At 42.9% G+C, this 22,529-nt stretch carries 21 protein-coding genes; 6 read left to right on the forward strand and 15 right to left on the reverse strand.

Annotation, left to right across the window (positions count from 1 at the left end; genetic code table 11):
* Positions 1–76: 76 nt before the first annotated feature.
* From A5867_RS12845 to tuf, 13 genes are all read right to left on the reverse strand, one after another.
* Positions 77–793 (reverse strand): pseudouridine synthase, encoded by a 717-nt coding sequence (locus A5867_RS12845; protein ID WP_081116291.1) that lies wholly within the window; start codon positions 791–793, stop codon positions 77–79.
* A gap of 2 nt (positions 794–795) precedes the next feature.
* Positions 796–1,380: an SMC-Scp complex subunit ScpB gene (scpB, locus tag A5867_RS12850; protein WP_087627774.1), complete on the reverse strand. Its 585-nt coding sequence runs from the start codon at positions 1,378–1,380 to the stop codon at positions 796–798.
* On the reverse strand, positions 1,373–2,122 hold the full coding sequence (locus tag A5867_RS12855) for a segregation/condensation protein A (RefSeq protein ID WP_087627775.1): 750 nt from the start codon (positions 2,120–2,122) through the stop codon (positions 1,373–1,375). The genes scpB and A5867_RS12855 overlap by 8 nt, the downstream gene beginning before the upstream one ends.
* 14 nt (positions 2,123–2,136) lie before the next feature.
* On the reverse strand, positions 2,137–3,027 hold the full coding sequence (gene xerD, locus A5867_RS12860; RefSeq protein ID WP_015510075.1) for a site-specific tyrosine recombinase XerD: 891 nt from the start codon (positions 3,025–3,027) through the stop codon (positions 2,137–2,139).
* Positions 3,028–3,261: 234 nt separating this feature from the next.
* Positions 3,262–3,711, reverse strand: a complete 450-nt coding sequence (locus A5867_RS12870) for a Fur family transcriptional regulator (RefSeq protein ID WP_015510076.1) — start codon at positions 3,709–3,711, stop codon at positions 3,262–3,264.
* A 109-nt stretch (positions 3,712–3,820) separates the two neighbouring features.
* Positions 3,821–4,684: a S1-like domain-containing RNA-binding protein gene (locus A5867_RS12875; protein WP_081116293.1), complete on the reverse strand. Its 864-nt coding sequence runs from the start codon at positions 4,682–4,684 to the stop codon at positions 3,821–3,823.
* 34 nt (positions 4,685–4,718) lie between these two features.
* Entirely contained in the window at positions 4,719–5,036 is a 318-nt protein-coding gene (locus tag A5867_RS12880) for an AzlD domain-containing protein (RefSeq protein ID WP_010749225.1), read from the reverse strand.
* The gene (locus A5867_RS12885) at positions 5,029–5,736 is read right to left on the reverse strand and encodes an AzlC family ABC transporter permease (protein WP_087627776.1); all 708 of its coding nucleotides are present in this window, start codon (positions 5,734–5,736) and stop codon (positions 5,029–5,031) included. Before A5867_RS12885 ends, A5867_RS12880 begins: the two co-directional genes overlap by 8 nt.
* A gap of 118 nt (positions 5,737–5,854) precedes the next feature.
* The gene (locus A5867_RS12890; RefSeq protein WP_087627777.1) at positions 5,855–7,747 is read right to left on the reverse strand and encodes a cell division site-positioning protein MapZ family protein; all 1,893 of its coding nucleotides are present in this window, start codon (positions 7,745–7,747) and stop codon (positions 5,855–5,857) included.
* Between the two features lie 308 nt (positions 7,748–8,055).
* Positions 8,056–9,162 (reverse strand): RNA polymerase sigma factor RpoD, encoded by a 1,107-nt coding sequence (gene rpoD, locus A5867_RS12895; protein WP_005229298.1) that lies wholly within the window; start codon positions 9,160–9,162, stop codon positions 8,056–8,058.
* Positions 9,163–9,185: 23 nt separating this feature from the next.
* Positions 9,186–11,024 (reverse strand): DNA primase, encoded by a 1,839-nt coding sequence (gene dnaG, locus A5867_RS12900; RefSeq protein WP_087627778.1) that lies wholly within the window; start codon positions 11,022–11,024, stop codon positions 9,186–9,188.
* Positions 11,025–11,182: 158 nt separating this feature from the next.
* On the reverse strand, positions 11,183–11,812 hold the full coding sequence (locus A5867_RS12905; RefSeq protein ID WP_005229291.1) for a lysozyme family protein: 630 nt from the start codon (positions 11,810–11,812) through the stop codon (positions 11,183–11,185).
* A gap of 212 nt (positions 11,813–12,024) precedes the next feature.
* Positions 12,025–13,212 carry an elongation factor Tu gene (gene tuf, locus A5867_RS12910; RefSeq protein WP_087627779.1) on the reverse strand — a complete coding sequence of 396 codons (1,188 nt, stop codon included), beginning with the start codon at positions 13,210–13,212 and terminating at the stop codon, positions 12,025–12,027.
* Between the two features lie 246 nt (positions 13,213–13,458).
* Between tuf and A5867_RS12915 the strand changes: the two genes are divergently transcribed.
* On the forward strand, positions 13,459–13,818 hold the full coding sequence (locus A5867_RS12915; protein ID WP_015510082.1) for a YxeA family protein: 360 nt from the start codon (positions 13,459–13,461) through the stop codon (positions 13,816–13,818).
* Positions 13,819–14,009: 191 nt separating this feature from the next.
* Here the strand turns inward: A5867_RS12915 and A5867_RS12920 are convergent, their stop codons facing one another.
* Positions 14,010–15,014, reverse strand: a complete 1,005-nt coding sequence (locus A5867_RS12920; protein ID WP_005237126.1) for a nucleoid-associated protein — start codon at positions 15,012–15,014, stop codon at positions 14,010–14,012.
* A 168-nt stretch (positions 15,015–15,182) separates the two neighbouring features.
* Between A5867_RS12920 and A5867_RS12925 the strand changes: the two genes are divergently transcribed.
* The 3 genes from A5867_RS12925 (at position 15,183) to A5867_RS12935 (ending at position 17,164) form a co-directional block, all read left to right on the forward strand.
* Entirely contained in the window at positions 15,183–16,022 is an 840-nt protein-coding gene (locus tag A5867_RS12925) for an aldo/keto reductase (RefSeq protein ID WP_015510083.1), read from the forward strand.
* 26 nt (positions 16,023–16,048) lie between these two features.
* Complete coding sequence (locus A5867_RS12930) at positions 16,049–16,330, forward strand: hypothetical protein (protein ID WP_015510084.1); 282 nt, start codon at positions 16,049–16,051, stop codon at positions 16,328–16,330.
* Between the two features lie 114 nt (positions 16,331–16,444).
* Positions 16,445–17,164 carry a hypothetical protein gene (locus tag A5867_RS12935; RefSeq protein ID WP_010749217.1) on the forward strand — a complete coding sequence of 240 codons (720 nt, stop codon included), beginning with the start codon at positions 16,445–16,447 and terminating at the stop codon, positions 17,162–17,164.
* 38 nt (positions 17,165–17,202) lie between these two features.
* Here the strand turns inward: A5867_RS12935 and A5867_RS12940 are convergent, their stop codons facing one another.
* Positions 17,203–19,677 carry a hydroxymethylglutaryl-CoA reductase, degradative gene (locus A5867_RS12940; protein WP_087627780.1) on the reverse strand — a complete coding sequence of 825 codons (2,475 nt, stop codon included), beginning with the start codon at positions 19,675–19,677 and terminating at the stop codon, positions 17,203–17,205.
* Between the two features lie 192 nt (positions 19,678–19,869).
* Between A5867_RS12940 and A5867_RS12945 the strand changes: the two genes are divergently transcribed.
* Positions 19,870–21,030: a hydroxymethylglutaryl-CoA synthase gene (locus tag A5867_RS12945; RefSeq protein ID WP_087627781.1), complete on the forward strand. Its 1,161-nt coding sequence runs from the start codon at positions 19,870–19,872 to the stop codon at positions 21,028–21,030.
* A gap of 498 nt (positions 21,031–21,528) precedes the next feature.
* The gene (locus tag A5867_RS12950) at positions 21,529–22,506 is read left to right on the forward strand and encodes an ABC transporter substrate-binding protein (protein ID WP_010749214.1); all 978 of its coding nucleotides are present in this window, start codon (positions 21,529–21,531) and stop codon (positions 22,504–22,506) included.
* Positions 22,507–22,529 lie beyond the last annotated feature (23 nt).

The raw sequence follows: 22,529 nt of genomic DNA on the forward strand, positions 1-22,529 counted from the left end.
TATTCTATTTATTACATGTTCTATTATACACAAAATCTAAAAATTAACAATAGTTACGTTTTCAGATACTTTTCAACTATTTTGCACTATTTTTCAGCTGACTGACTTCCTTCTTCGACAATTCTCGATATTCCCCTGGACGAAGACCTTTCAAATCTAACGGACCATAATTTTCCCGTTTTAATTTTTGCACAGGCAAACCAACTGCTTTTAACATATTTTTGACTTGATGGTTGCGTCCTTCATGGATCGTCAATTGCACAATACTAGATTGCGTCGTTTGGTCTGTCGACAAGATCTCAAAGCGAGCAGGTGCCGTCTTACGGCCTTCGATCCGAATCCCTTTTGTCAATGGGAGCAGCTGCTTTTTATCCGCAATCCCTTTGACTTTGGCAACGTACACTTTGTCGACTTCGTGTTTCGGATGCATCAGTGTCTGTGACAATTCCCCATCATTTGTCAGCAATAACAAACCAGAGGTATCATAGTCCAAGCGCCCGACGGGATACACCCGTTCAGGAACTTCAGCAAAATAATCCAAAACGACTTTGCGCTTTTTATCATCCGTTACAGCTGAGATCACACCACGAGGTTTGTAGAATAGATAATAGACGTGTTGTTCTTGTTCAATTGGTACACCATCGACTTCAACAACATCTTTTGAGCTAACTTGGACCCCTAATTCTTTGATCACTTGCCCGTTGACACGCACTCGGCCTTCAGTTATCAATCCTTCAGCTTTTCTTCTTGAGGTGATGCCAGCATGGGCAATCACTTTTTGCAAACGTTCCATCTTCATTCTCCTTCTGTTTCTGCTTGTTTGTAGCGGTCGTAAAAAAGATCAAACGGTGCATCTTCTTCAAGTTCATCTTCCATGGATTGGATATCGGGTAATTCAGCCAAACTTTTTAAGCCAAAATAATCCATAAAGTATTCCGTCGTACCATATAGGATCGCTCGTCCTGGTCCGTCAACGCGGCCTTTTTCTTCAATCAGTCGTTTTGCCACCAATTTTTGAACCGATCCGCTAGATTGGACGCCGCGGATCTCTTCTACTTCCATCCGAGTGATCGGCTGCTTGTAAGCAATGATCGACAACGTTTCTAAAGCGGCCTGCGACAACGAGCTGCCCATCGGTGATTCAGCATATTTCTTCAATAAAGGGGCAAATTGTTTCTTGGTGGTCAAAATAAAATGATTGCCCACTTCAAGAATATGCAACGCAGTATGTTCATTTTCTTCATATTGCTGATTTAGTCCCTGCAAATGCTGATAGACACTGGCAGTATTGCTTTTGACTAAGTAACTCAATTCTTCAAGTCCGATCCCCTCATCACCGACGACGAATAAGATCGCTTCTAATTCACTATATTTACTCATCTTCTTTACCTGTTGGATAGAGCAGAATCGACGCATAATTGTCTGTTTGCTCTACTCGAATCGTTCCTTTTTTCATTAATTCTAATAGTGCCATAAAAGTTACCACAACTTCTGTTTTATTGTAGGTCGTAAAAAACGAATCAAAGCTGCGGCCTTTTTTGGCACTGACATGCTGCATCTCCAGCTGAATCGCCGCCATCTTTTCATCGATGGTGCTTTCATCAGGAGAAATTTTTGTTTCTAGTACTTGGCGATTTTTCTTTTTCTCGATCATTTTTTGAAAAGCCAAAAAGAGATCGATCGTATTGAATTGATTGGCTCTTAACTGATCTTCTTCCTCTTTGTATTCATCGACGTCCATCGGATCTTTCGTATAATACAAACTGCGCTCTTCCGCTTTTTCGGAAAGCTGCTCGGCTGCATACTTAAATTTGCGGTATTCTAGCAGCTGTGCCACCAGCATATCCCGTGGATCTTCTTCGTACTCTTCCACTTCAGCAATCAGCTCTTGTTTCGGTAACAGCATCTGGCTTTTGATCGCCATCAGAGTTGCCGCCATGACTAAATATTCACCAGCGACTTCTAATTCTAAAATTTTCATGGCATGGATATACTTCATGTATTGTTCGGTGATGGTTGCAACTGGAATGTCATAAACATCGATTTCCAGTTTTTTGATCAAATGAAGCAGCAAATCCAACGGTCCTTCAAAGACAGCTAATTTTATTTTGATTTCTTCCATTCCATCCTCGATTTCTAGGCGCGCGGAAAGTGCTGCTTGTACACTTCCGTCATCCGTTTCTTCGTTATATGCGTGTAAATCTGAGTGGTCGAGATATCTGCGTGTCCTAACAGCTCTTGAACCGTTCGCAGATCTGCGCCGTTTTCTAATAGATGAGTCGCAAAACTATGGCGCAACGTATGGGGAGTCACATTTTTGGTGATCCCAGCTTGTCGAACCAAGGCTTTTAAATTTTTCCAGATTCCTTGACGAGACAGCTGTGTGCCATGGTTGTTTACAAACAGGTGGCTTTCATCCGGTGTTTTTCTCGTCAAATACGGACGTGCATCGCTGAGATACGTTTCGATCCATTGAATCGCTAGATCCCCTAATGGGACGATCCGTTCTTTGTCGCCTTTCCCGGTTGTTTGCAACAAGCCCATACTTAAATGCAAATCATTCAATTTCAAACCGATCAACTCGCTGACGCGCAAACCTGTCGCATACATCACTTCCAAAATCGCTCGATCGCGAATGCCCAACACCGCTCGAGTATCTGGTGTTTCGATCAAGCGCTCCACTTCCTGCAAACTCAAAGTGTCAGGTAGCTTCTGCTGTTTTTTCGGCGAATCAATATGCTGCATCGGATCATGATCTGTCAACCGTTCTTGACGCAAATATTGATGGAATCTTCGCAAACTGGAAACCATCCGAATCACGGTTGCCGAGGATTTTCCCGCCTCTTGCAAACTTTGCAAAAAAGACAAAACGATCACTCGGTCGATCTGTTGCCACTGCGTCACTTGTTTTTTTTGTAAAAACGCAAGATACTGTTGCAGATCCCGCTGGTAGCTGGCACGGGTATTTTGGGATAGCCCGCGCTCAATGGTCAAATAATGAAGATAATCAATAATTTGTTCGTTCATGGGGCTTCCTCTACTTTCAGCTTTTTTATCATATCAAATTCTGGCTCGTTTAGATAGTAGCTTGCCAACAAAAAAAGAGGCATCTACCCGTATCTTTTTCCCAAGGAAACACCCGAATCATAGCAGATTTTTTGGTTTCTTTCAAATTGGAAAAAAGAGCACTCTTCCTATCGAAACCATCTGACTATCATTCGGGTGATAACAAATTTTTTTCAAATTACCCAGCTACAGACACTAGGCTTTGTTTTGGCATTTTTGGCAGACACCATGAAATGTCAACCGATGATCCTTTACTAAAAAATGGTACTTTTGTTCGACGATCTCTTCGACTGTGCCCAACAGATCCTCTTCAACCTCTTCGATATTGCCGCATTCCAAACACAACAAGTGATGATGGAAATGTTTGGCGCCTTCTTTACGTAGGTCATAACGAGCGACACCGTCATTAAAACTGACTTTATCGACGATTTTCAAATCCGTCAAAATCTCCAATGTTCGATAGACGGTTGCTAAGCCAATCTCAGAATTTTTTTTGCGCACAAAGAAGAAAATCTCTTCGGCGGATAAATGATCTTTCTCATTTTCTAATAAGACCAACAACGTCGCTTCTCGCTGAGGAGTTAATTTGAACCCCGACTCGTGCAATTGTTTCTTGGTCTTTTTTAACGCTGCTGTTGTGTTCATAGTTGCCTCCGTATGCCGCTAATTTATAACGATTCTAATTTGAGTGAGAATCACCCAAGACAAACATTGTAATCATTATAAATTAGAACAGCAAAAGAAACAAGTATTCTCAATTAGGTTTTTTAACAAGAATCGTAAAGCCATCTTTTTGCTCAATCAAACGCTGTTTCATCAAGGTTCCTAACGCCCGTTTAAATTGGCCTTTACTAATACCAAACGTTTGTAAAATCTCTTCTGGTGCTGATTTATCGGTAAAAGGAATTTTATTTTCTGGTGCTCGTTCTAAAAAGGTTAGGACCATGGCGGCATCATTTGAAATCGCCTCGTGGGCTCTTGGTTTCAACGAAAGGTTCAAGACGCCATCTGGACGAATCCCAATCACTCGTCCTTTGACAACTTCCCCAAGACGCGGCTCTTGATAGCGCTCTGATGGGTGGACGAAGCCAATATAAAAATCATCCGTCAATAAGTAGGTTCCGGCTAGTTTTAAGCGATACACGGTACCTGTAACATCTTGATTCTTCATCTGTTCCGTACCATTCTTACTCAGTGCCTTGAAGATTTTCTCATCTGCTAACGAAGCCCATATACGCTCTTTGTCGTCGACGCGCAAGCTGACCATCAAACGATCGCCTTTTTTGGGCCAAAGTTCCCGCATTGTTGGCAATTCATCTAATGAAACCACCATGTCCTTGTCTTTTAAACCGATATCGACGAAAACGCCTAAGTCGCGACGGCTTCCTGTGACTGTACCAAAGGCATAATGCCCTTTGCGGCTTTTCGGAATATTCGTAGTGAGTACATTTTCTTGCTTTTGGTTTTGATAGCCAAACCCTTCGACGGCTTCACCTAAATGATGTTCGCCTTCTTCCTTGGCTAGTCGGAAGGTAACCCCGCCTTTTTGAACAAAATAATTCTGTTCATTTTCATCAATGATCAATCCGCTAAATACGGATGCTAATAAGTCTTTCATCTATTCTCTCCTTCTTCATAAAAACTGCCCGTTGCTAGAAAAAGAAACGCAGCAGTGCCATAGCAATAACGCCTGTGATAACGATCTTCATCAAATCTTTTGTATAATACCCCACCAACAATGCTGGGATACAGGCAACAGTTTCTTTGACTTTCAAGATGGGAAATTGCCCTTCTCGAAAGATCAGCAAATTTTGAACCAACAATGCCGCCAAAATACACAACGGCAAGTAACTCAAAAAGATGGTGAAAGGTTTCGGAAATACGAGCTTTTTAGAAAATAAAAAAGGAACGATCCGCGGAATCCAAGTAACCAACCCACATGCTAGCATTAGTATAACAAAATTAGTCATGATGTGTCACCGTCCCAACCAAACATCCTGCCAAGGTCGCAGCAATTACCGCGATCTCAGCAGTAGAAAAACGCATAAATAAAATCAATGTCCCCACAACTGCCCCGAGTACTAAGAGCGTTTGCTGGGTTTTCTTCTTGAGGGGTCGCTCTACTTGAAATAAAAAAAGACCAACAAACATGGCTACCAAGGCAAAATCTAAGCCTAACGCTTCTGGATCTGGAATAAACGAGCCTAATAGTCCGCCCAAAAAGGTTGCGAAGATCCAACTCAAATACGCCATCACGTTCAACCCATGGGTCCATTTCGCTGTGACTGGTTTGTCTTGTTGCAGTGCCGTCGTCAAAACGCCATAGGACTCATCAGTCAAAAGCGTCCCAATCCCAATAGCAGAAAGCAAAGGAGTCTTTTTAAAATAGGAAGCCACTGATAAGCTCATTAAGAAATGTCGTAAATTCACTAAAAAGACGGTTGCGACGATCGTCATGAAAGGTGCTTGAATCGCGAGTAATGCACAAATAATAAATTGAGCACTGCCTGCATAGACAATAATAGACATTAAAATAATTTCAAGAATCGACAACCCAACACCTTTTCCTACGACCCCCATCGCAAAACCAATCCCTAAGTACCCAAGAATCGTTGGTACACAAGCAATGATCCCATCTTCAAAGCGATCATATCTTTCTATTTTCTGCACAAAAAACCCTCCCTGTTTGAACGATTATCTTTCATCATATCGAAAACAGGGAGGGGAAACAAGTATTTTTCACATGTGCATGTAATAACTCTGAAAGTTTTCTAGTGACTCAGGAGACTTAGCGAACGGTATGATCGTTCCCATTGCCTCTGAAATAGCCAGTTTTGGCGTTTACCGTAAATAAGTATAGCGGGAACGCTGAATCATCCGTTCCTTTAAGCAAGCTGCCTTGGGCATTTGTCGCATAAAAATTGTAATAGCCTTCGCCGTTGACGATCCGCACGCGTTCAAAAGTATAACCACCATCAACCACGTAACCACGGGCAATCGCTGTGGCAATGATTTTTTCTTGGACACCATCTGCCCACACCCAAGCGCTATTGTTTACATCATTCAAATCACTTTGACGGGCTGGAATAATTGGCTGATTATTGGTATTTGTTGGCGTATTTGGCGAAAGCACATACTCTTCTTCAGACGTGCTTTGTGCAGGCGTCGCAGCGCTTGTAGAACCGCCGCTCGAAGCGGAAGCGTTGTTCTCAGAAGCCGCCGCTTGTGCTGCTTCTTGGGCCGCTTGTTGTTGTGCCGCTGCTTCTTGCGTAGCGGTTTCACGCTTCGTCAACGCAGTATCGACTTTGCGCAGATCAGCAGTGAGACTTTCCACCAATGAATCGATCGGTAAAGCTTGGACTTTTTTCATCAAGGCATTGTAGTTCTCACGGGTGACACTTTCAGGTGCTTCACCATCACCACTTAAAGCCACCATGCTCTTCACCGCATTTTGAACTTCCTCGATCGCACTGAACTCTTTTTGTCCCATGTCGATGGCTTGATTGATCAACTCATCAAAGGCATCCCCGTTCTCACGCTTCGCCATTGTGACGGCAGCCGCTTCTTTCAATGAGACTTCTTCCAATTGATCTTCCACAACGGCAGGACTGCTAAAATAGCTGTTGATCTCGGTCAAAGTTGCTAGTTTGTCAGCGATCGTCGCAGCTTCTTGTGACAAGGCATCGTACCGTTCATGGTCTTGAAACTCTGCCAACTGATTCGTCACAGCCGTCAGCTGTTCTGATGTTTTGTCGTTTTTAATGAACACTCGTTCATCATTTGTATAAAAATCATTCAGCTCATTTTCAATTTGATCGAGTGTACGGTTTTCCTGCGCCAGTTGCGTTTCTCGGGCTGTTTCTTGTTGCTGCTGTTGATAGTAATACGCCCAACCGCCACCAGCTGCCACTAATAAACAAGCCGCTGTAATATAGAGTGCTTTGCGAGGACTCTTCTTTTTTTCGCTAGGCGTCGACGTTTTTTCTTCAGTAGTCGCCTTTTTCGGTGCTTCATCCGCTGCGGTGATCGGCTCAGGAATTGGATCGATCACTGGTTCTGGCTGCTTCTTCGCTTCTTCAATGACTGGATCCGTCACTGGTTCATCTTCGCTTATCAGTAGAGGTTCCTCACTGGCTTGTTCCTGACTTTCTTCAGTAGCAGACAAATCATCAGTGGCGGCTTCTGCTTCTAGAGCAGCGGCTTTTTCTTCTTCATCAAGTTTGTGTTGGCGGATATAAGCAGCCAAAATATCAGCGTCATGCTGTTCCTCCGTACTTAATGCATCGGTTTCACTTGCTTCCTCACTGGCTGATGTCGCATGCTCTTGCGTTGCGCTAGAACTTTCTACTTCCGTTTTTTCCTCAGCTTCTTTCTTAGAGGCTGATGTGGGGGTTACATGTTGCTCATCGGAAAAAGTCCCTTGCTGCGCGAGGTCGATCGTTTCTTCATTTGAGGATGGCCGATCACCTAAGTGCTCCTCCATTTTTCCGATCGGGACGTTTTTAAAGTCTGACCAGCGAATATCATCATTTTTATTCTGTGGCTCTTCTGGCGTAACGGAAGAGTCAGATGTTGGTTCCAGTTCATTCTCCTTTGCCTGGTTCCATTGGAACCCGCAATTGGGACAAACGGGTGTTTCTTCTATTGCTTGAAATCCACATTCAGGACATGTCTTCTTCATTGATTCAAACTGACTCCTTTTGTTTTTTGCATTTCCTTTTATGAAGCAGTCGCCTCTTTCATCAGACGCTTGCTGTACCTACTGCTTCTTTTTTTAGACCAGCAAATAATGGGTCTTTTTTGACACTTCGTTGTTTGTTACGTTTTGATGCAGATGCACAAAATTAAATTTATCACATTCTTGGCAATTAGCCAACACTTGCTTGGTTACGTTTTTATTAAGTTCTTTACCAATCTTGTGTCGAGAGGACAGAATCTGAATAAAAAAGACTTTCCAAAGGGTTCCTTTGGAAAGTCGATAAACCTTGATTATTCTAAGAAATCTTTCAATTGTTTTGAACGAGATGGATGGCGTAGTTTCCGTAATGCTTTTGCTTCGATCTGACGAATCCGTTCTCTCGTTACCCCAAAGACTTTGCCGACTTCTTCTAATGTCCGAGTACGACCATCATCGATTCCGAAACGCAAGCGCAGCACGTTTTCTTCACGGTCAGTCAACGTATCCAGTACATCTTCTAGCTGCTCTTTCAACAGCTCATAAGCCGCATGCTCTGCTGGACTTGTGGCATCTTGGTCTTCAATAAAATCACCTAGATGAGAATCGTCTTCTTCACCGATCGGTGTTTCTAATGAAACAGGTTCTTGAGCGATCTTCAAGATTTCACGAACTTTTTCCGTCGGCAGATCCATTTCTGCGCCGATTTCTTCTGGTGTCGGTTCGCGCCCTAAGTCTTGCAGCAATTGCCGTTGAATACGGATCAATTTGTTGATGGTTTCCACCATATGCACAGGAATACGAATGGTTCGCGCTTGGTCAGCGATCGCACGGGTGATCGCTTGACGGATCCACCAGGTCGCATACGTCGAGAATTTGAACCCTTTGCGGTAGTCGAATTTCTCAACGGCTTTCATCAAGCCCATGTTTCCTTCTTGGATCAAATCAAGGAATTGCATTCCTCGACCCACATAACGTTTGGCAATACTAACGACCAAACGTAGGTTGGCTTCTGCCAAACGCTGTTTTGCCTCTTGATCGCCTTCTTCGATTTTCAGTGCGAGCGCCACTTCTTCTTCTGCGGTCAATAACGGCACACGACCGATTTCTTTCAAGTACATCCGAACGGGGTCATTGATTTTCACACCAGTTGGTGCAGACAGATCTTCTTGAGGTTGTGTTTCTTGTCGTTTTTCATTGCTCTTTAGACTATGGACTGAAGGCTCTCCATTTTCATCCACGACACTGATGCCTGAATCCTCCAGTTTTTGAATTAATTTGTCCATTGCATCAGCATCCAAAGTATACGGCGTTGCTAAACGATTGGTAATGTCATCGTAAACAACTTGCCCCTTTGTTTTGTTTTCTCGGATGTATTCGGCAACTGCTTTGTCATACGTTTTTTTTGTTTCTTCTGCCATGAAAGAAAGCCCCTTTCAGTTCGCTATTTAGCTTGTTTCAACCGTTTGGTCAAATCAATGATTTCGATCGCAAGTTCAAGTTCTAATTGCTGGTTTCCTATTTGTCTTGCTTCTTGCTGCTGGATTCGTTTTTGATTGATTTCTTCAGCAATGCCCGACTTTTGAAATACCTGCAGAATGTCCTGAAATTCTTGTTCAGTCCCTTCCTCAGAAGCTTTAAGATCTGCAATATCGATCACCATTTTTTTCATTGAATCTTCTTTTAAAAAATCTAAGAACTTTGCTAAAACAAAGTGTTCTTCTGTTTCCATATACGCATCAAACAGCAGATAAAGCTGTTGGTAACGATCATGGATAAAGGATATGCCACTCGCTCGAAAGCGATGGTTTAACGTACTGTCATGAAACAAACGGTACAATAATAATTCTTGTGCTTTTTCTACCTGTGTTTTGGGCTGCTGCCGCGTTGGCGGCGTAAAGACCATAGGATTATTGGTTGTTGGCGCTGGCGGCGGTGCATCTTGCCGCGGCTGCTGCTCTTGCCGGTTTTGCTTGAGCTGCTGCTGCAAGGTCTCACGGCTCAAGTTGAACTCTGTGGACAACTGAGTCAAATAACGGTCTTGCTCCAGCAAAGAATCCACCCGCTGTAATTCCTTTAAAACGACTTGGACATAATCTAGCTGCTCTTTCTCATTGGCCAAATTTCGATTTGCTCGATGGTAATCCATTTTGAAAGCAAAGACGGTTTCTTTCCCATGTACAGCTAATTTATAAAAAGCTTCTGTCCCATATTTGCGCAAATAGTCATCTGGGTCCATCCGTTCCGGCACTCGAACCACAGATAATTTCAAGCGGCTATTGTTTTGCAAAAGATCGATCCCACGGTTCGTGGCTTCAACCCCTGCACTATCTCCATCGTAACAAAGAATCACTTCTTGTGCCACTCGCTCGATGTGAGCGATCTGCTGATTGGTCAGGCTGGTCCCCATCGAGGCGATCCCATTTTCGATCCCTGCTTGCCAAGCGGCGATCACGTCCATAAATCCTTCAAATAAATACACTTGGCCATCTTTACGCATCGCTCGTCGCGCTTTGTCAAAGTTGAAAAGAACCTCGCGTTTATTGAAAAGAATCGTTTCAGGACTATTTAAATATTTTGGTTGGTCTTGATCACCGACTTTTTCGCTTGCTAACCACCGACCAGAAAAACCAATCGTTTTCCCCTGAGGATTGCGGATCGGAAACATGATTCGCTGGTAAAAGCGATCCGCCAGTGAGCCATCGTTGCGCTGAACAAAGAGTCCTGTATCAGGAAAAAACTCTGCTTTGGCTTTTTCATTCAAAAAAACTTTCTCCAAAAACGAGCGTTCATTCGGTGCAAAGCCAATATTGAACTCTTCGATCAGTGCCATCGTCAATCCACGATCTAATAAATAATCAAGCGCTTCTTGTCCAGCAGCCGTATTCACCAACATGTGATGATAGACTTCGGCGGCTTTTTCATGTAACGCAATCAATTGACTCGTTTGTGAGGTCGCTTCATTGATGCCTTCAGACTGCTGATATTGCGGATCAAGAGGAATATCGTTCATTTCTGCTACTTTGACGACTGCTTCTGGAAAACTGATCCCTTCAAGCTCCTGTAAGAAACCATACACATTTCCACCACGACCACAACCAAAGCAATGAAAAATTTGTTTGTCCTCTGCAACGGAAAAAGAAGGTGATTTTTCATTATGGAACGGACACAAACCAAAATAATTTTTTCCAGACTTCTTTAACTGGACATACTGTCCCACGATATCGACGATATTGCTACGTTCGCGAATGTCGTCAATGACCGTTTGAGGAATTCGTGCCATCCACTCACCTCCATTTGGTAAGTATTCATCGGTTTACTAGGTAAAAAAACGCACTAATAGATATCAGTGCGAAGAATAATTAGACAGAATCACTCATAATGATTTTACCATATTTTATTTGTATTTCAAGCTTTTTTGTTTCACTTATTTTACAACGCTTATGAAAAGAAACGCGCCGTAACATTGATCTTCCATTGATTCATTTTTATTAAATCAGCGTAGAATAAATTGCCGCCGTTATGATACAGGTGACCACCATTATAAAAAACGGATTGGATGCCCCAGTAACGATAGGTTTGTTCCGTATCATTGCCTAACAATGGAGATAAAACCTCTCTGGAATATGTTTCTGCTAACTCTAAGGTGTTCACTCCCCCTCGGGCAGCGACATAATCAATATAATCTGTACCAAAATTATACGCCTGTACGGCGGTCCAAAGATCGCAGTTCATTTGCTCGGCTTTTTCAATCAACTCAGCTAAATAGGAAACACCTTGTTCGATGCTTTGTTCTGGCGTATCGAACTGATTTTGTTTTCCATAAACACTTTCAGAACTTTGCATCGGGTCGTTGCCTTGTCCTTTTGACTCCGTCAGCATGATGCTCATGGCTAATGACTGATATTCAGAGATGTCGTGGGCTTGCGTCTGTTGCGCGATTGCTTCTTCATACGCATAGACAGCTTTCAATGCCGTGTAGTTTCGATAGACCCAAACCCCTGCCCCGATCAGCAACAGCACGAGGGCCAGCTTTAGTATAAATCCTAGGAAACGTCGAATTTTTCTCATCAAATACATCCCATCTTTTCTAAGTCAGAATCTATCGTACTATGAAATGAACGGGCTGACTAGAATTTTTTCTCTCCTAAAAAATCCTTAATAAAATCACAAGATTATTTAGAAAAAAACAAGCAATCCTAAGCTGACTGAGGGATTGGCGATCTTTTGACAAGAAAAAGGAAACAGCGCTTCTTCAAAAGGAAGCACTGTTTCACTCATCATTATTTTTCGATCGTGGTAACAATACCAGAACCGACTGTTCGTCCACCTTCACGAATCGAGAAGGTCGTTCCATTTTCTACAGCAATCGGATGGATCAATTCCACATCGATCGTTACGTTGTCACCAGGCATCACCATTTCCGTTCCTTCTGGTAAAACGATATTCCCAGTTACGTCCGTTGTACGGAAGTAAAATTGTGGGCGATAGTTATTAAAGAATGGGGTATGGCGACCGCCTTCTTCTTTTGTCAACACATAGACTTCCGCTTGGAATTTCGTATGCGGTGTGATAGAACCTGGTTTTGCTAACACTTGGCCACGTTCAATTTCATCACGGGTGATGCCCCGTAACAATACCCCTACGTTATCGCCAGCTTCTCCGAAGTCCATCGTTTTGCGGAACATTTCTACCCCTGTCACGACTGCTTTTTGTGTTTCAGGTTTGATTCCGACGATTTCTACTTCATCCCCCACTTTTACCATGCCGCGATCGATCCGACCAGAAGCAACGGTTCCCCGTCCTGTGATCGAAAAGACATCTTCGATCGGTAACAACAATGGTTTGTCAGTATCACGTTCTGGCGTTGGGATATATTCATCTACTGTATCCATCAGCGTTAAGATCGCTGCTTCAGCATTTGGGTCCCCTTCCAAGGCTTTTAACGCAGAGCCCTTGATCACAGGAATGTCGTCGCCAGGAAAATCATATTCAGTCAGCAATTCTCTGACTTCCATTTCAACTAAATCGATCAACTCGTCATCATCGACAAGGTCCGTTTTATTCAAAAAGACGATCAAATGTTTCACACCCACTTGACGAGAAAGTAAAATATGCTCCCGTGTTTGTGGCATTGGGCCATCTGTCGCTGATACGACCAAGATTGCGCCGTCCATTTGAGCAGCCCCTGTAATCATATTTTTCACATAATCCGCGTGTCCCGGTGCATCGATATGGGCATAGTGCCGTTTTTCCGTTTCATATTCCACATGAGCAGTATTGATTGTGATACCACGTTCGCGTTCCTCAGGAGCCGCGTCGATACTTGCGTAATCTTGCGGATTGGCAAGCCCTTTTTTCCCAAGAACTGTGGTAATTGCAGCAGTCAAGGTGGTTTTCCCATGGTCGACGTGTCCAATCGTTCCGATGTTGACATGGGGTTTGCTACGATCATAATGTTGTTTTGCCATATTGTTTCCCTCCTAGAGAAAGTTGAGTCGTTGGTTGACTCGAATCATATTTTTGCGATTTACGCTTCCAAAGAGATAAGGATTAACTTATTTTTTGTAAGTTTAAATCTACCCTTATTATAGGTCAAAATTAGTCAAAGTCAAGCGAGAGGTCTCGGCAGCTAATCCCTAAGAATTTCTTTGCTTTTTGTGATCCATTGGACGCAAGCCTGGTTTTTATGAATAATAGAAGATGAGGTGAGAAATGTGAAGAAAATCATTGCAGCGCTGGTTTTTACAGCAATTTTTCTTGGCGGCTGCTTCCTTACTTATGACTATTACTATGGTGGAAGTGACTACTATACAGTTATCAACGATGCGGGGGAACACGATACCGAAGTCAGTGACGAGGGGGTCGTTGAAAACATCTATCGTTATACACAAACAGCCTACAGCGCCTCTGGTGACGTCAAAACGGTCAAAATGAATGAACACCGTTCCGCTCCTTTGAAAGAAGGCGCCTATTTGAAACTATTGGTCAATCCAAACAAAGGCGTTATAAGCTGGGAAGAAGTTTCTGAAGAAGACGTTCCTCAAGCGGCTCTTGAAAAGTTGACCCCTCAATAATTGCTGCTATCAAGCAAGCGTCTGTAAAAAAGCAGGCCGTCCTCTTTCTAAATGAGGACGCCCTGCTTTTTGTGCTCTATAATTTATGGGCCTGATGAATCAGAATTGATTCTTCAGCCCCATTTTCATTATTGACAAAGAGCCGCTTTTTTGTACTTGTTTTACCATCGTCTGCTTAGAAACAGCTCTTGTTACATCCGATTAATCACTTCTTCTACATTTTTGATCGTTACGGAAATCGTTCCGTCTGGATTATTGATAAATTCGATCAAATTTGGATCTCGGTAAACATCCAAAGGAACGATCAATTCGATCCCGTTAGATAATTTTAGTTTTTGTTTCCCGAATTTTTTCTCTGAGATCTCACGGACATCCCGCATCATTGGTGCCTGATTGACAAATCCTTTTTCAGCCACTTCTTCTTGAAAAGAAAGCTGAGCGGTAATATTGTCTTTAAAGACTTTTTGCGCCACTTCACTGACATCAATGTGTCCTGACTCTTCGATCGTGTCGTAAACCGCTTCTTTTAAATCGGCAACAACGTTATAGGTAGGTGTTTCAAATTTCTGACCAATTTTTTCCGCTACTTTTTTGATGACTTTGACGTTTTCTTCTAACGAGGGAATCGGTTCGGCATCAATGACTTTCGTTGAAAAGTAGGCATATTTTTCACCTGAAAAGCTATATTTCTTTTCAATCAGTTCAAAGTCTAAGCTCTCCACATCAATTGTGATCCCTTCATCGGCCTTTTGAGTTTTACCTGCTAGTAAGGCACGATGCAAAATCAAATTGTTTTCGATCCCAGCTTCCCCATTATCAATAAAGTGCGTATAGCCGTCTTGATAGTTGACCTTCAAAAATGCCAACTGCATTCTTGTATCAAATTCATACAAGACCACAAAGGCATCCGCACTTGGTGCATCTTCACTTTCCTTGTACGCTTCATACCACCGTTGGACGATCGCTTCACTGGCTGCGACAAAGTCTTCGGGTGCTTGTTTGACCAGTTGAGCGATCATTGATGTTTCGAGTAAACGCCCTGTTTTGGTTTGCGGTGTTGCAAGTTTCTGTATTTTTTTCGTCAAATAATCGCGGATGTATTCCGTGGTCAAATCGAGTTCAACTTGAGAAAAAACCGGATCACCAGTTTGACGGTCAATAATGTGTAATATCGCATGTTTCAAATAAATATCCATTAGTTACGCTCCTTATCCATTTGTCTAGTGTACAAAAAAAATAGGCGAACTGACAAGAGCCAAACGTCATTTTTCTTATTGGCCACTTCCTTTTTGAAAGATGCATTCATTGGAAAATCCGTCCTCGTCTGCTAAACTAAAGGTATCACAGAAAACGGAGGAATGAACATGAACAGCTATACGTTATCAAACAATGTAACCATCCCTGAGTTAGGTTTTGGCACATGGCAAACACCAGACGGCGACGTTGCCGTAGCATCAGTCAAAAAAGCACTGGAAGTAGGTTACCGCCATATTGATACAGCCCAAGGCTATAAAAATGAAGCCAGTGTTGGTCAAGCGATCAAAGAAAGCGGCATTCCCCGCGAAGAACTCTTTTTGACTACAAAATTGTGGAATGCGAACCATTCCTATGATCTTGTGATGTCTTCTTTTGAAGAGTCCTTAGAGAAACTACAAACAGACTATATCGATCTTTTCTTAATCCATTGGCCAAACCCGGTAGCCTTTCGTGACAACTGGCAAACAGCGAATGCAGAAACATGGCGCGCTTTTGAAGAATTGTATCAAGCAGGCAAAATCAAAGCGATCGGGGTCAGCAACTTCTTACCACATCATTTTGAAGAATTGAAAAAAACAGCGACTATCTTCCCAATGGTCAATCAAATTTTCCTTGCACCTGGCGAGTTACAAGAAGAAGTCGTGACTTATTGCCAAGAACACGATGTATTGCTTGAAGCATACAGCCCATTAGGTACTGGGAAGATCTTTGATGTACCAGAAATGAAAGCATTAGCTGAAAAGCATCAAAAATCAATCGCTCAAGTTGCATTACGCTGGTCTTTACAACATGGTTTCTTGCCATTACCAAAATCAGTCACACCAAGTCGGATCGAAGAAAACATTCACGTCTTTGATTTTGAGCTATCTGAAGAGGACATGAAAACGATCGATCAATTAGATGGTGTGGTTGGGAAAGCGACCAATCCAGATACGACAGGGTTTTAATTTCACTCTCTATAAAGGAGAAGCCTATGAAAAAAACTGATTTGAATCACCTCTCCCCTGCTGTTCAAAAAGCCTTACATGCTGATTTTGTTTTTCTCGTTTGGCCAGACAAAGTTCAACATTTTCCAGCACGTCAATGGACGACCAGCGACTATCAGCAGATGCTGACCGAGAAACTTACTGGGGAACCACGCTTTTTTCTTTGGGAAAACTACTTAGTCGCAACTGGAGAAAATGACCTTTTGGTCCTGATGCCCAAGTACCATCAAATCAATGATCTAGTAGAAACACCAGCGCCGCTTTTTTAGCAGCGTTGGTGTTTTTTCAGGAAGTATATAATTTTTTTTGTATTTTTTCATGAGAATCACTGTTCTTTTCTGCAAATTTTCCTTATAATCGATAGTGATCGAGAGGAGAAGATTATGAAAAAGAAACAATTAGCAAAATTGAAACAACAATTCCGCCCGTCTTATGAAACAGCTCGACAACAGTTGTTTACAGCGATCGAGCGCAAAACAGCAGATAAGTTTGACCTTCCGACGACTGTGTATATCAATCCTAAAAACCAAGAGGAATTATTGATTGAATTGTTGAAGGAAACGCCAAAAGAACAAAAAATCGCTGTTCCTTTAGATGAGAACTTCAAGATCGTCGTGAAACGAATCCAACGCTTAGAAGCTGGTTTGCTTGATCGTTTCAGCGATAACTTAGTCGATGAGATCGCTGCTTACTGGTTGCCGACCAATCCGCAAGAAAGTACGGCACCCGCTCCTGCAAAAGAACCAGCGAAAGTGAAGGAAGAATCAGCACCAGCTGAAGCGGCTGCACCGACTACCTCTGCATCAACTAAAGAAGTAGAAAAAGCAACTGAAACAATGGCTGATACTGCTGACAACACAATGACTTTTTCAGCATTTGCTGAAAAAATCGCAGCATTCCCTAAATTTTCTGCCAAACAATCTTCAGGAGAAACGATCGTGATCGAAGCTTCCCCGAAAGAAGATCGTGTTCTAGCAACGATTTCTGAAACAGAAAGTGATACTTTTACCATCGAAACTGCGCTAGAGCGCAAATACAAAGTAAAATTAGAAGTCATTCCATTGATCGAGGCGTATGCCCACACGGCGATTTCGAAACGATAAACAAAAGGTTCTCTAGACAAATGCCTAGAGAACCTTTTTTAATTGCGTATTTCGGTTAAAAATTTACGGGCTTGCTCTTGGTTCATTTGAGTCGCAGCTCGCAGCTTAGCTGCCAGCTGTTCAATCTCGGTTCCTTTTGCTCCAACTGAAATAGCTAATGAACGGGCTTGCATGCTCATATGGCCATGCTGGATACCTTCTGAAACCAATGCTCGCAACGCGGCCAGATTTTGAACCAACCCGACACTTGCCGCCAGCGAAGCTAACTCACTCGCCGTTTCAACACCAGTCAATGCCAACGCAGCTTGGGCTTTTGGCAATATTTTTGTGGCACCCCCGACTGTGGCGATCGCCAACGGCAGTGTGATACTACCAATCAAACGGTCTTCTATGATGGTCCAGGAAGTCAACCCTTGCATGCGGCCATTACGGGCAGCATAGCCATGACAAGCGGCAGAAACGGCGCGAGTGTCGTTTCCGGTAGCCAAAATCAGCGCTTCAACGCCATTCATGATCCCTTTGTTATGGGTAGCGGCACGATATGGATCGATCTTGGCAAAATCAGCTGCATGAACAATTTTTTCGGCAACTTGTCTGCCATTTCCGGTCTTTCTCAATTTGTCAAAAGGCACCGAGCAAGTGGCTGTTACTAACGATTCCGTAGCGAGATTGCTTAAAATACTAAAGAGAATTTCTTCTTCTGGGAACCATTTGCGAAAAAGCTCTGCCACTCCTTCTAAAATCGAATTGATGATATTGGCGCCCATCGCATCTTTGACATCAACCATTAAATCGATCGACACATAAGCGGTTGCTAAGTCAGATTCTGCTGGCGAGAAGTTCCGACCGATCACTCTTCGCAATCCACCGCCGCGTTTCACGATGGAAGGATACGTCTCATTCGCCACTGCAAAGATCGCTGCTTGCTCGGATTCAACTTTTGCCAAAATCGCTTCCGGATCCTGAACATCCATAAAGACGATCTGGCCTCGAAGTAAACGTTCTTGACTGGTCGTTGTAATGGGCCCAGCCATTTTTGCTCCATTGCTCATCGCTGCGATCACCGAGGGTTCTTCTGTGGCTAACGGGACATTGTATGCTTTGCCATTCACCTGCAGGTTCAGCCCTACGCCTAACGGGATCTCTACTTCACTGATTTGGTTTTCGATCAAGTGATTAGCAGTTTCCTTGTTTAGTGTCATTTCTTGAAAAACCAAGGATTCTGCTGCTGTGATCGCTCCTTGTGCTTCAAGAAAGGCTAATCGTTCATTAGGCGCGAGGGCGTAAAACTTTTTTTTTTCTGTTTTTTCTGATGCCGACTCTTCATCAAAATTCGTTTGACCTGCTGTCGCCGAAGGATTTTCTAACAGCATCGCTAGCCCTAATCCGCCACCGACACACAAAGAGGCGATTCCATAGCGCTCTTGGGTGTCTTTTAGCTGATAAGCGACGGTCGTTGCGATCCGCGCGCCAGTCGCTCCAATGGCATGTCCCAGTGAAATGCCCCCGCCGTAACGGTTGACTTTCTTCGGATCCAAACCAAGTTCACGTTCTACTACGATCGAAGAAGCTGCAAAGGCTTCATTGATCTCAAAAATACCGATATCTTCAATCGTCAGTGCTTGCTTTTTCAGCAAAGTATCGATTGCTTTGATTGGTGAGATTCCCATGATCTCTGGGGCAAAGCCAACTTCAACGATCTCTTTGATCACTGCCAGATAAGGAATCTGATGCTCCTCACAATAGCTTTTTGAGGCGATCAAGACCATGGCCGCCCCATCATTGATGGTTGAGGCATTCCCAGCAGTCACCGTACCGTCCTTTTTGAAAACCGTTTTTAGTTCAGCTAATTTTTCGACTGTCGTAGCGGCGCGAATGCCTTCATCCTGGGAAACGGTAGCAGACTTTTCGGTCACGGGTACGATCTCTTGCTCAAATTTCTTTTCCGCTTGTGCTTTGGCAGCCTTCATTTGGGAGTGGTAGGCAAATTCATCTTGTTCTTGTCGAGTGATGCCATATCTTTCTGCAACAGTTTCAGCCGTTAAGCCCATCGGTTTGCTGCTAAAAGCGTCTGTTAAGCCATCATGCATCATTGTTGATACTGGATTTGAATACTGATCATCCGCCTTGTTATAATAACTGAATAGCGGCGCATTCGTCATACTTTCGATCCCACCAGTCAAGACGACTGATGCCTTGTTTAACTGAATTTGCTCCATGCCCATTAGAATCGCTTTCATTCCCGAACCGCAAACTTCGTTGATCGTTGAGGCTGGAATATCTGAAGAAAGCCCACTTTGCAGGGAAACTTGGCGACTTGGATTTTGCCCACTGCCTGCTTGCAGGACATTTCCGATAATCACTTGTGCGATATGTTCTTTTGCTTGTTGGTTTCTTGCCAACAAGGCTTTCGCAGCAATTGTTCCTAACTCTACTGCTGAATATTCTTTTAATGACCCATGGTATTTGCCAATTGGCGTTCTTAGTGCGTCGATAATGACAACTTCTTCCACGTACGTCACCTCCTCTTGAAATATATCATTAAATCCTCCAAAAAAGAATACCCCACATCAGCTTGCTGTGCCCTTTTCTACTTTCTTTAATAAAGTTTAAATTCTAATCAATTCTTTTTCATTTTTTTCAAAAAATATGATACCTTAGAACGTGTAGCCTATTAAGTACGTAGAACATAAAGGAGCGACGGAATGAACGTTGGTATTGATAAAATAAATTTTTATGTCCCCCCCTATTTTATAGATATGGTTGATCTAGCTCACGCCCGAGAGGTCGACCCAAATAAATTTACGATCGGGATCGGTCAAGATCAAATGGCGGTCAATAAAAAAACGCAAGATATCGTCACCTTTGCCATGCATGCGGCAAAAGATATCCTCACAAAAGAAGATTTACAAGCAATTGATATGGTGATCGTCGGCACAGAATCCGGCATCGATGAATCAAAGGCTTCGGCAGTGGTTTTGCATCGCCTATTGGGTATTCAACCATTTGCCCGCTCCTTTGAAATCAAAGAAGCATGTTATGGCGCAACAGCAGGCTTACAATTTGCCAAAGCCCATGTACAAGCCAATCCACAAAGCAAAGTTTTGGTCGTGGCTTCAGATATCGCCCGTTATGGCTTAGCTTCTGGTGGCGAGCCCACTCAAGGTGTGGGCGCTGTTGCTATGTTGATCTCGGCGGATCCAGCAATTTTGCAGCTTGAAAATGATAATTTGATGTTGACGCAAGATATTTATGATTTTTGGCGTCCAGTAGGACATCAATATCCAATGGTAGATGGTCATTTGTCAAATGCCGTTTATATCGATTCTTTCAAACAAGTTTGGCAAGCCCATTGCGAAAAAAATCAGCGGACAGCAAAAGATTATGCGGCTTTGAGCTTCCATATCCCTTATACAAAAATGGGTAAAAAAGCCTTGTTGGCTGTTTTTGCCGAAGAAGATGAAACAGAACAAAAACGCCTGATGGCTCGCTATGAAGAATCGATCGTTTACAGCCGTCGTACCGGTAACTTGTATACTGGTTCACTGTATCTGGGCTTGATCTCTTTATTGGAAAATTCCTCTAGCCTGCAAGCAAATGATCGAATCGGATTATTTAGCTACGGATCAGGAGCGGTTGCTGAATTTTTCAGCGGCTTGTTGGTACCCGGCTATGAAAAACAGTTGGCGCAAGCGGCACACCAAGCGTTGCTCGATGACCGTCAAAAGCTAACGATCGCTGAATACGAAGCGATGTTCAATGAGACGATCGATATCGATCAAGATCAATCCTTCGAAGATGATCTGCTTTATAGTATTCGTGAAATCAAAAATACCATTCGTTATTATAAAGAAGAAAACGAATGACCCTGAAAAAAACTTTGCTTCTTTTTTAGCTAAAAAGCCTGAAGGAACAAAGTTTTTTTCTTTCTTTGAAAATGATTGAAACGAAACTTGTTTTCCAAACATTTTCTGCATGTTATTCAAAAATTTTCAGATAATTCAGGAAAAACATTTGACAGTCCGCTTTTTTTTGTCTATACTAAAATCAATTCAAGTTTGGAGGAACTTTTTATGTTAAACACGACCGTATCCCCACAACTGAATACCTTTTACTTTAGCTACTTTAGATAGTTTGTATTCATATCACATTATGGATGCAAACCAAAAACGAGTTTTGTTTGTATCTATGATGGCTAAAGCATTTTAACTTGAACTTGCAGCCATGTAGAAAATCTTCTAAATGGTTGCCAATATACGTTTACGCTTGGTATAGGATCGAATCCATTTAGACGATTGTCTGAATGGATTTTTTTGTTCAGGTAAACCCCCATAAAAAAAGAGACGATCATAGGAGGAATTACAATGAAAATGAAAAAATGGATCACGACTGGGTTACTGACAGCTTCACTACTGGCATTGGCAGCTTGTGGAGAATCAAGCAACACTTCGGAAGAAAACGACGGAACAAAAACAGTCGGTGTCTTACAATTGGTCGAACATGGCTCCTTGAATGCAGCCTATGAAGGGTTCAAAGAAGGCTTAGCAGAAGCGGGCTACACGGAAGGTGAAAACCTAACGATTGAATACCAAAATGCGCAAAACAGTCAAGACAATTTAAAAAGTATGAGCGAACGCCTAGTGAATGCCTCACCAGATCTTTTATTAGGCATTGCCACTCCTGCTGCTGTATCTTTAGCAAATGAAACCACCGACACCCCAATCGTAGTTACCGCAGTCACTGACTTAGTTGGAGCGAAATTGGCCGATTCAAATGAAGAACCTGGTCGCAACATCACCGGTACTTCAGACATGGTGCCGATTGAGCAACAGATCAACTTGCTGTTAAGCATCGTGCCTGATGCCAAAACGATCGGCATTATGTATAACGCAGGTGAAGCCAATTCAAAAATCCAAGCTGACTTGGCAGAAGAAGCCTTAAAAGCTGCGGGCGTTGATGTAAAAGTATTGACCGCCAATACAACCAATGATGTGCAACAAGTAACCACCAGCCTTGCAAAAGATGTTGACGGCATTTATGTTCCAACAGATAATACCTTTGCCTCTGCTGCTGCAATCGTCGGCGAAGTGGCCAAAGAAACCAAAACACCGATCGTCGCTGGTTCCGTAGAACAAGTCGATGATGGTGCCCTAGCAACTTACGGTATTGATTATAAATCCCTTGGCATTCAAACAGGGAAACTAGCAGCGAAAATTTTGGATGGCGATGCAGAGCCAGCAACGACGCCCGTTGAAACAGCGGATAATTTAGAGTTAGTCGTCAATGAAGAGATGGCTGCTGCTTTAGGGATTGATCCTGCCAGCATCACTGCACCAGAATAACCATACTAACTTAGATTTGAGGA

Origin of the sequence: Enterococcus sp. 6D12_DIV0197, from assembly GCF_002174385.1 — a bacterium.
In the GTDB taxonomy this organism is placed as follows: domain Bacteria; phylum Bacillota; class Bacilli; order Lactobacillales; family Enterococcaceae; genus Enterococcus_D; species Enterococcus_D casseliflavus.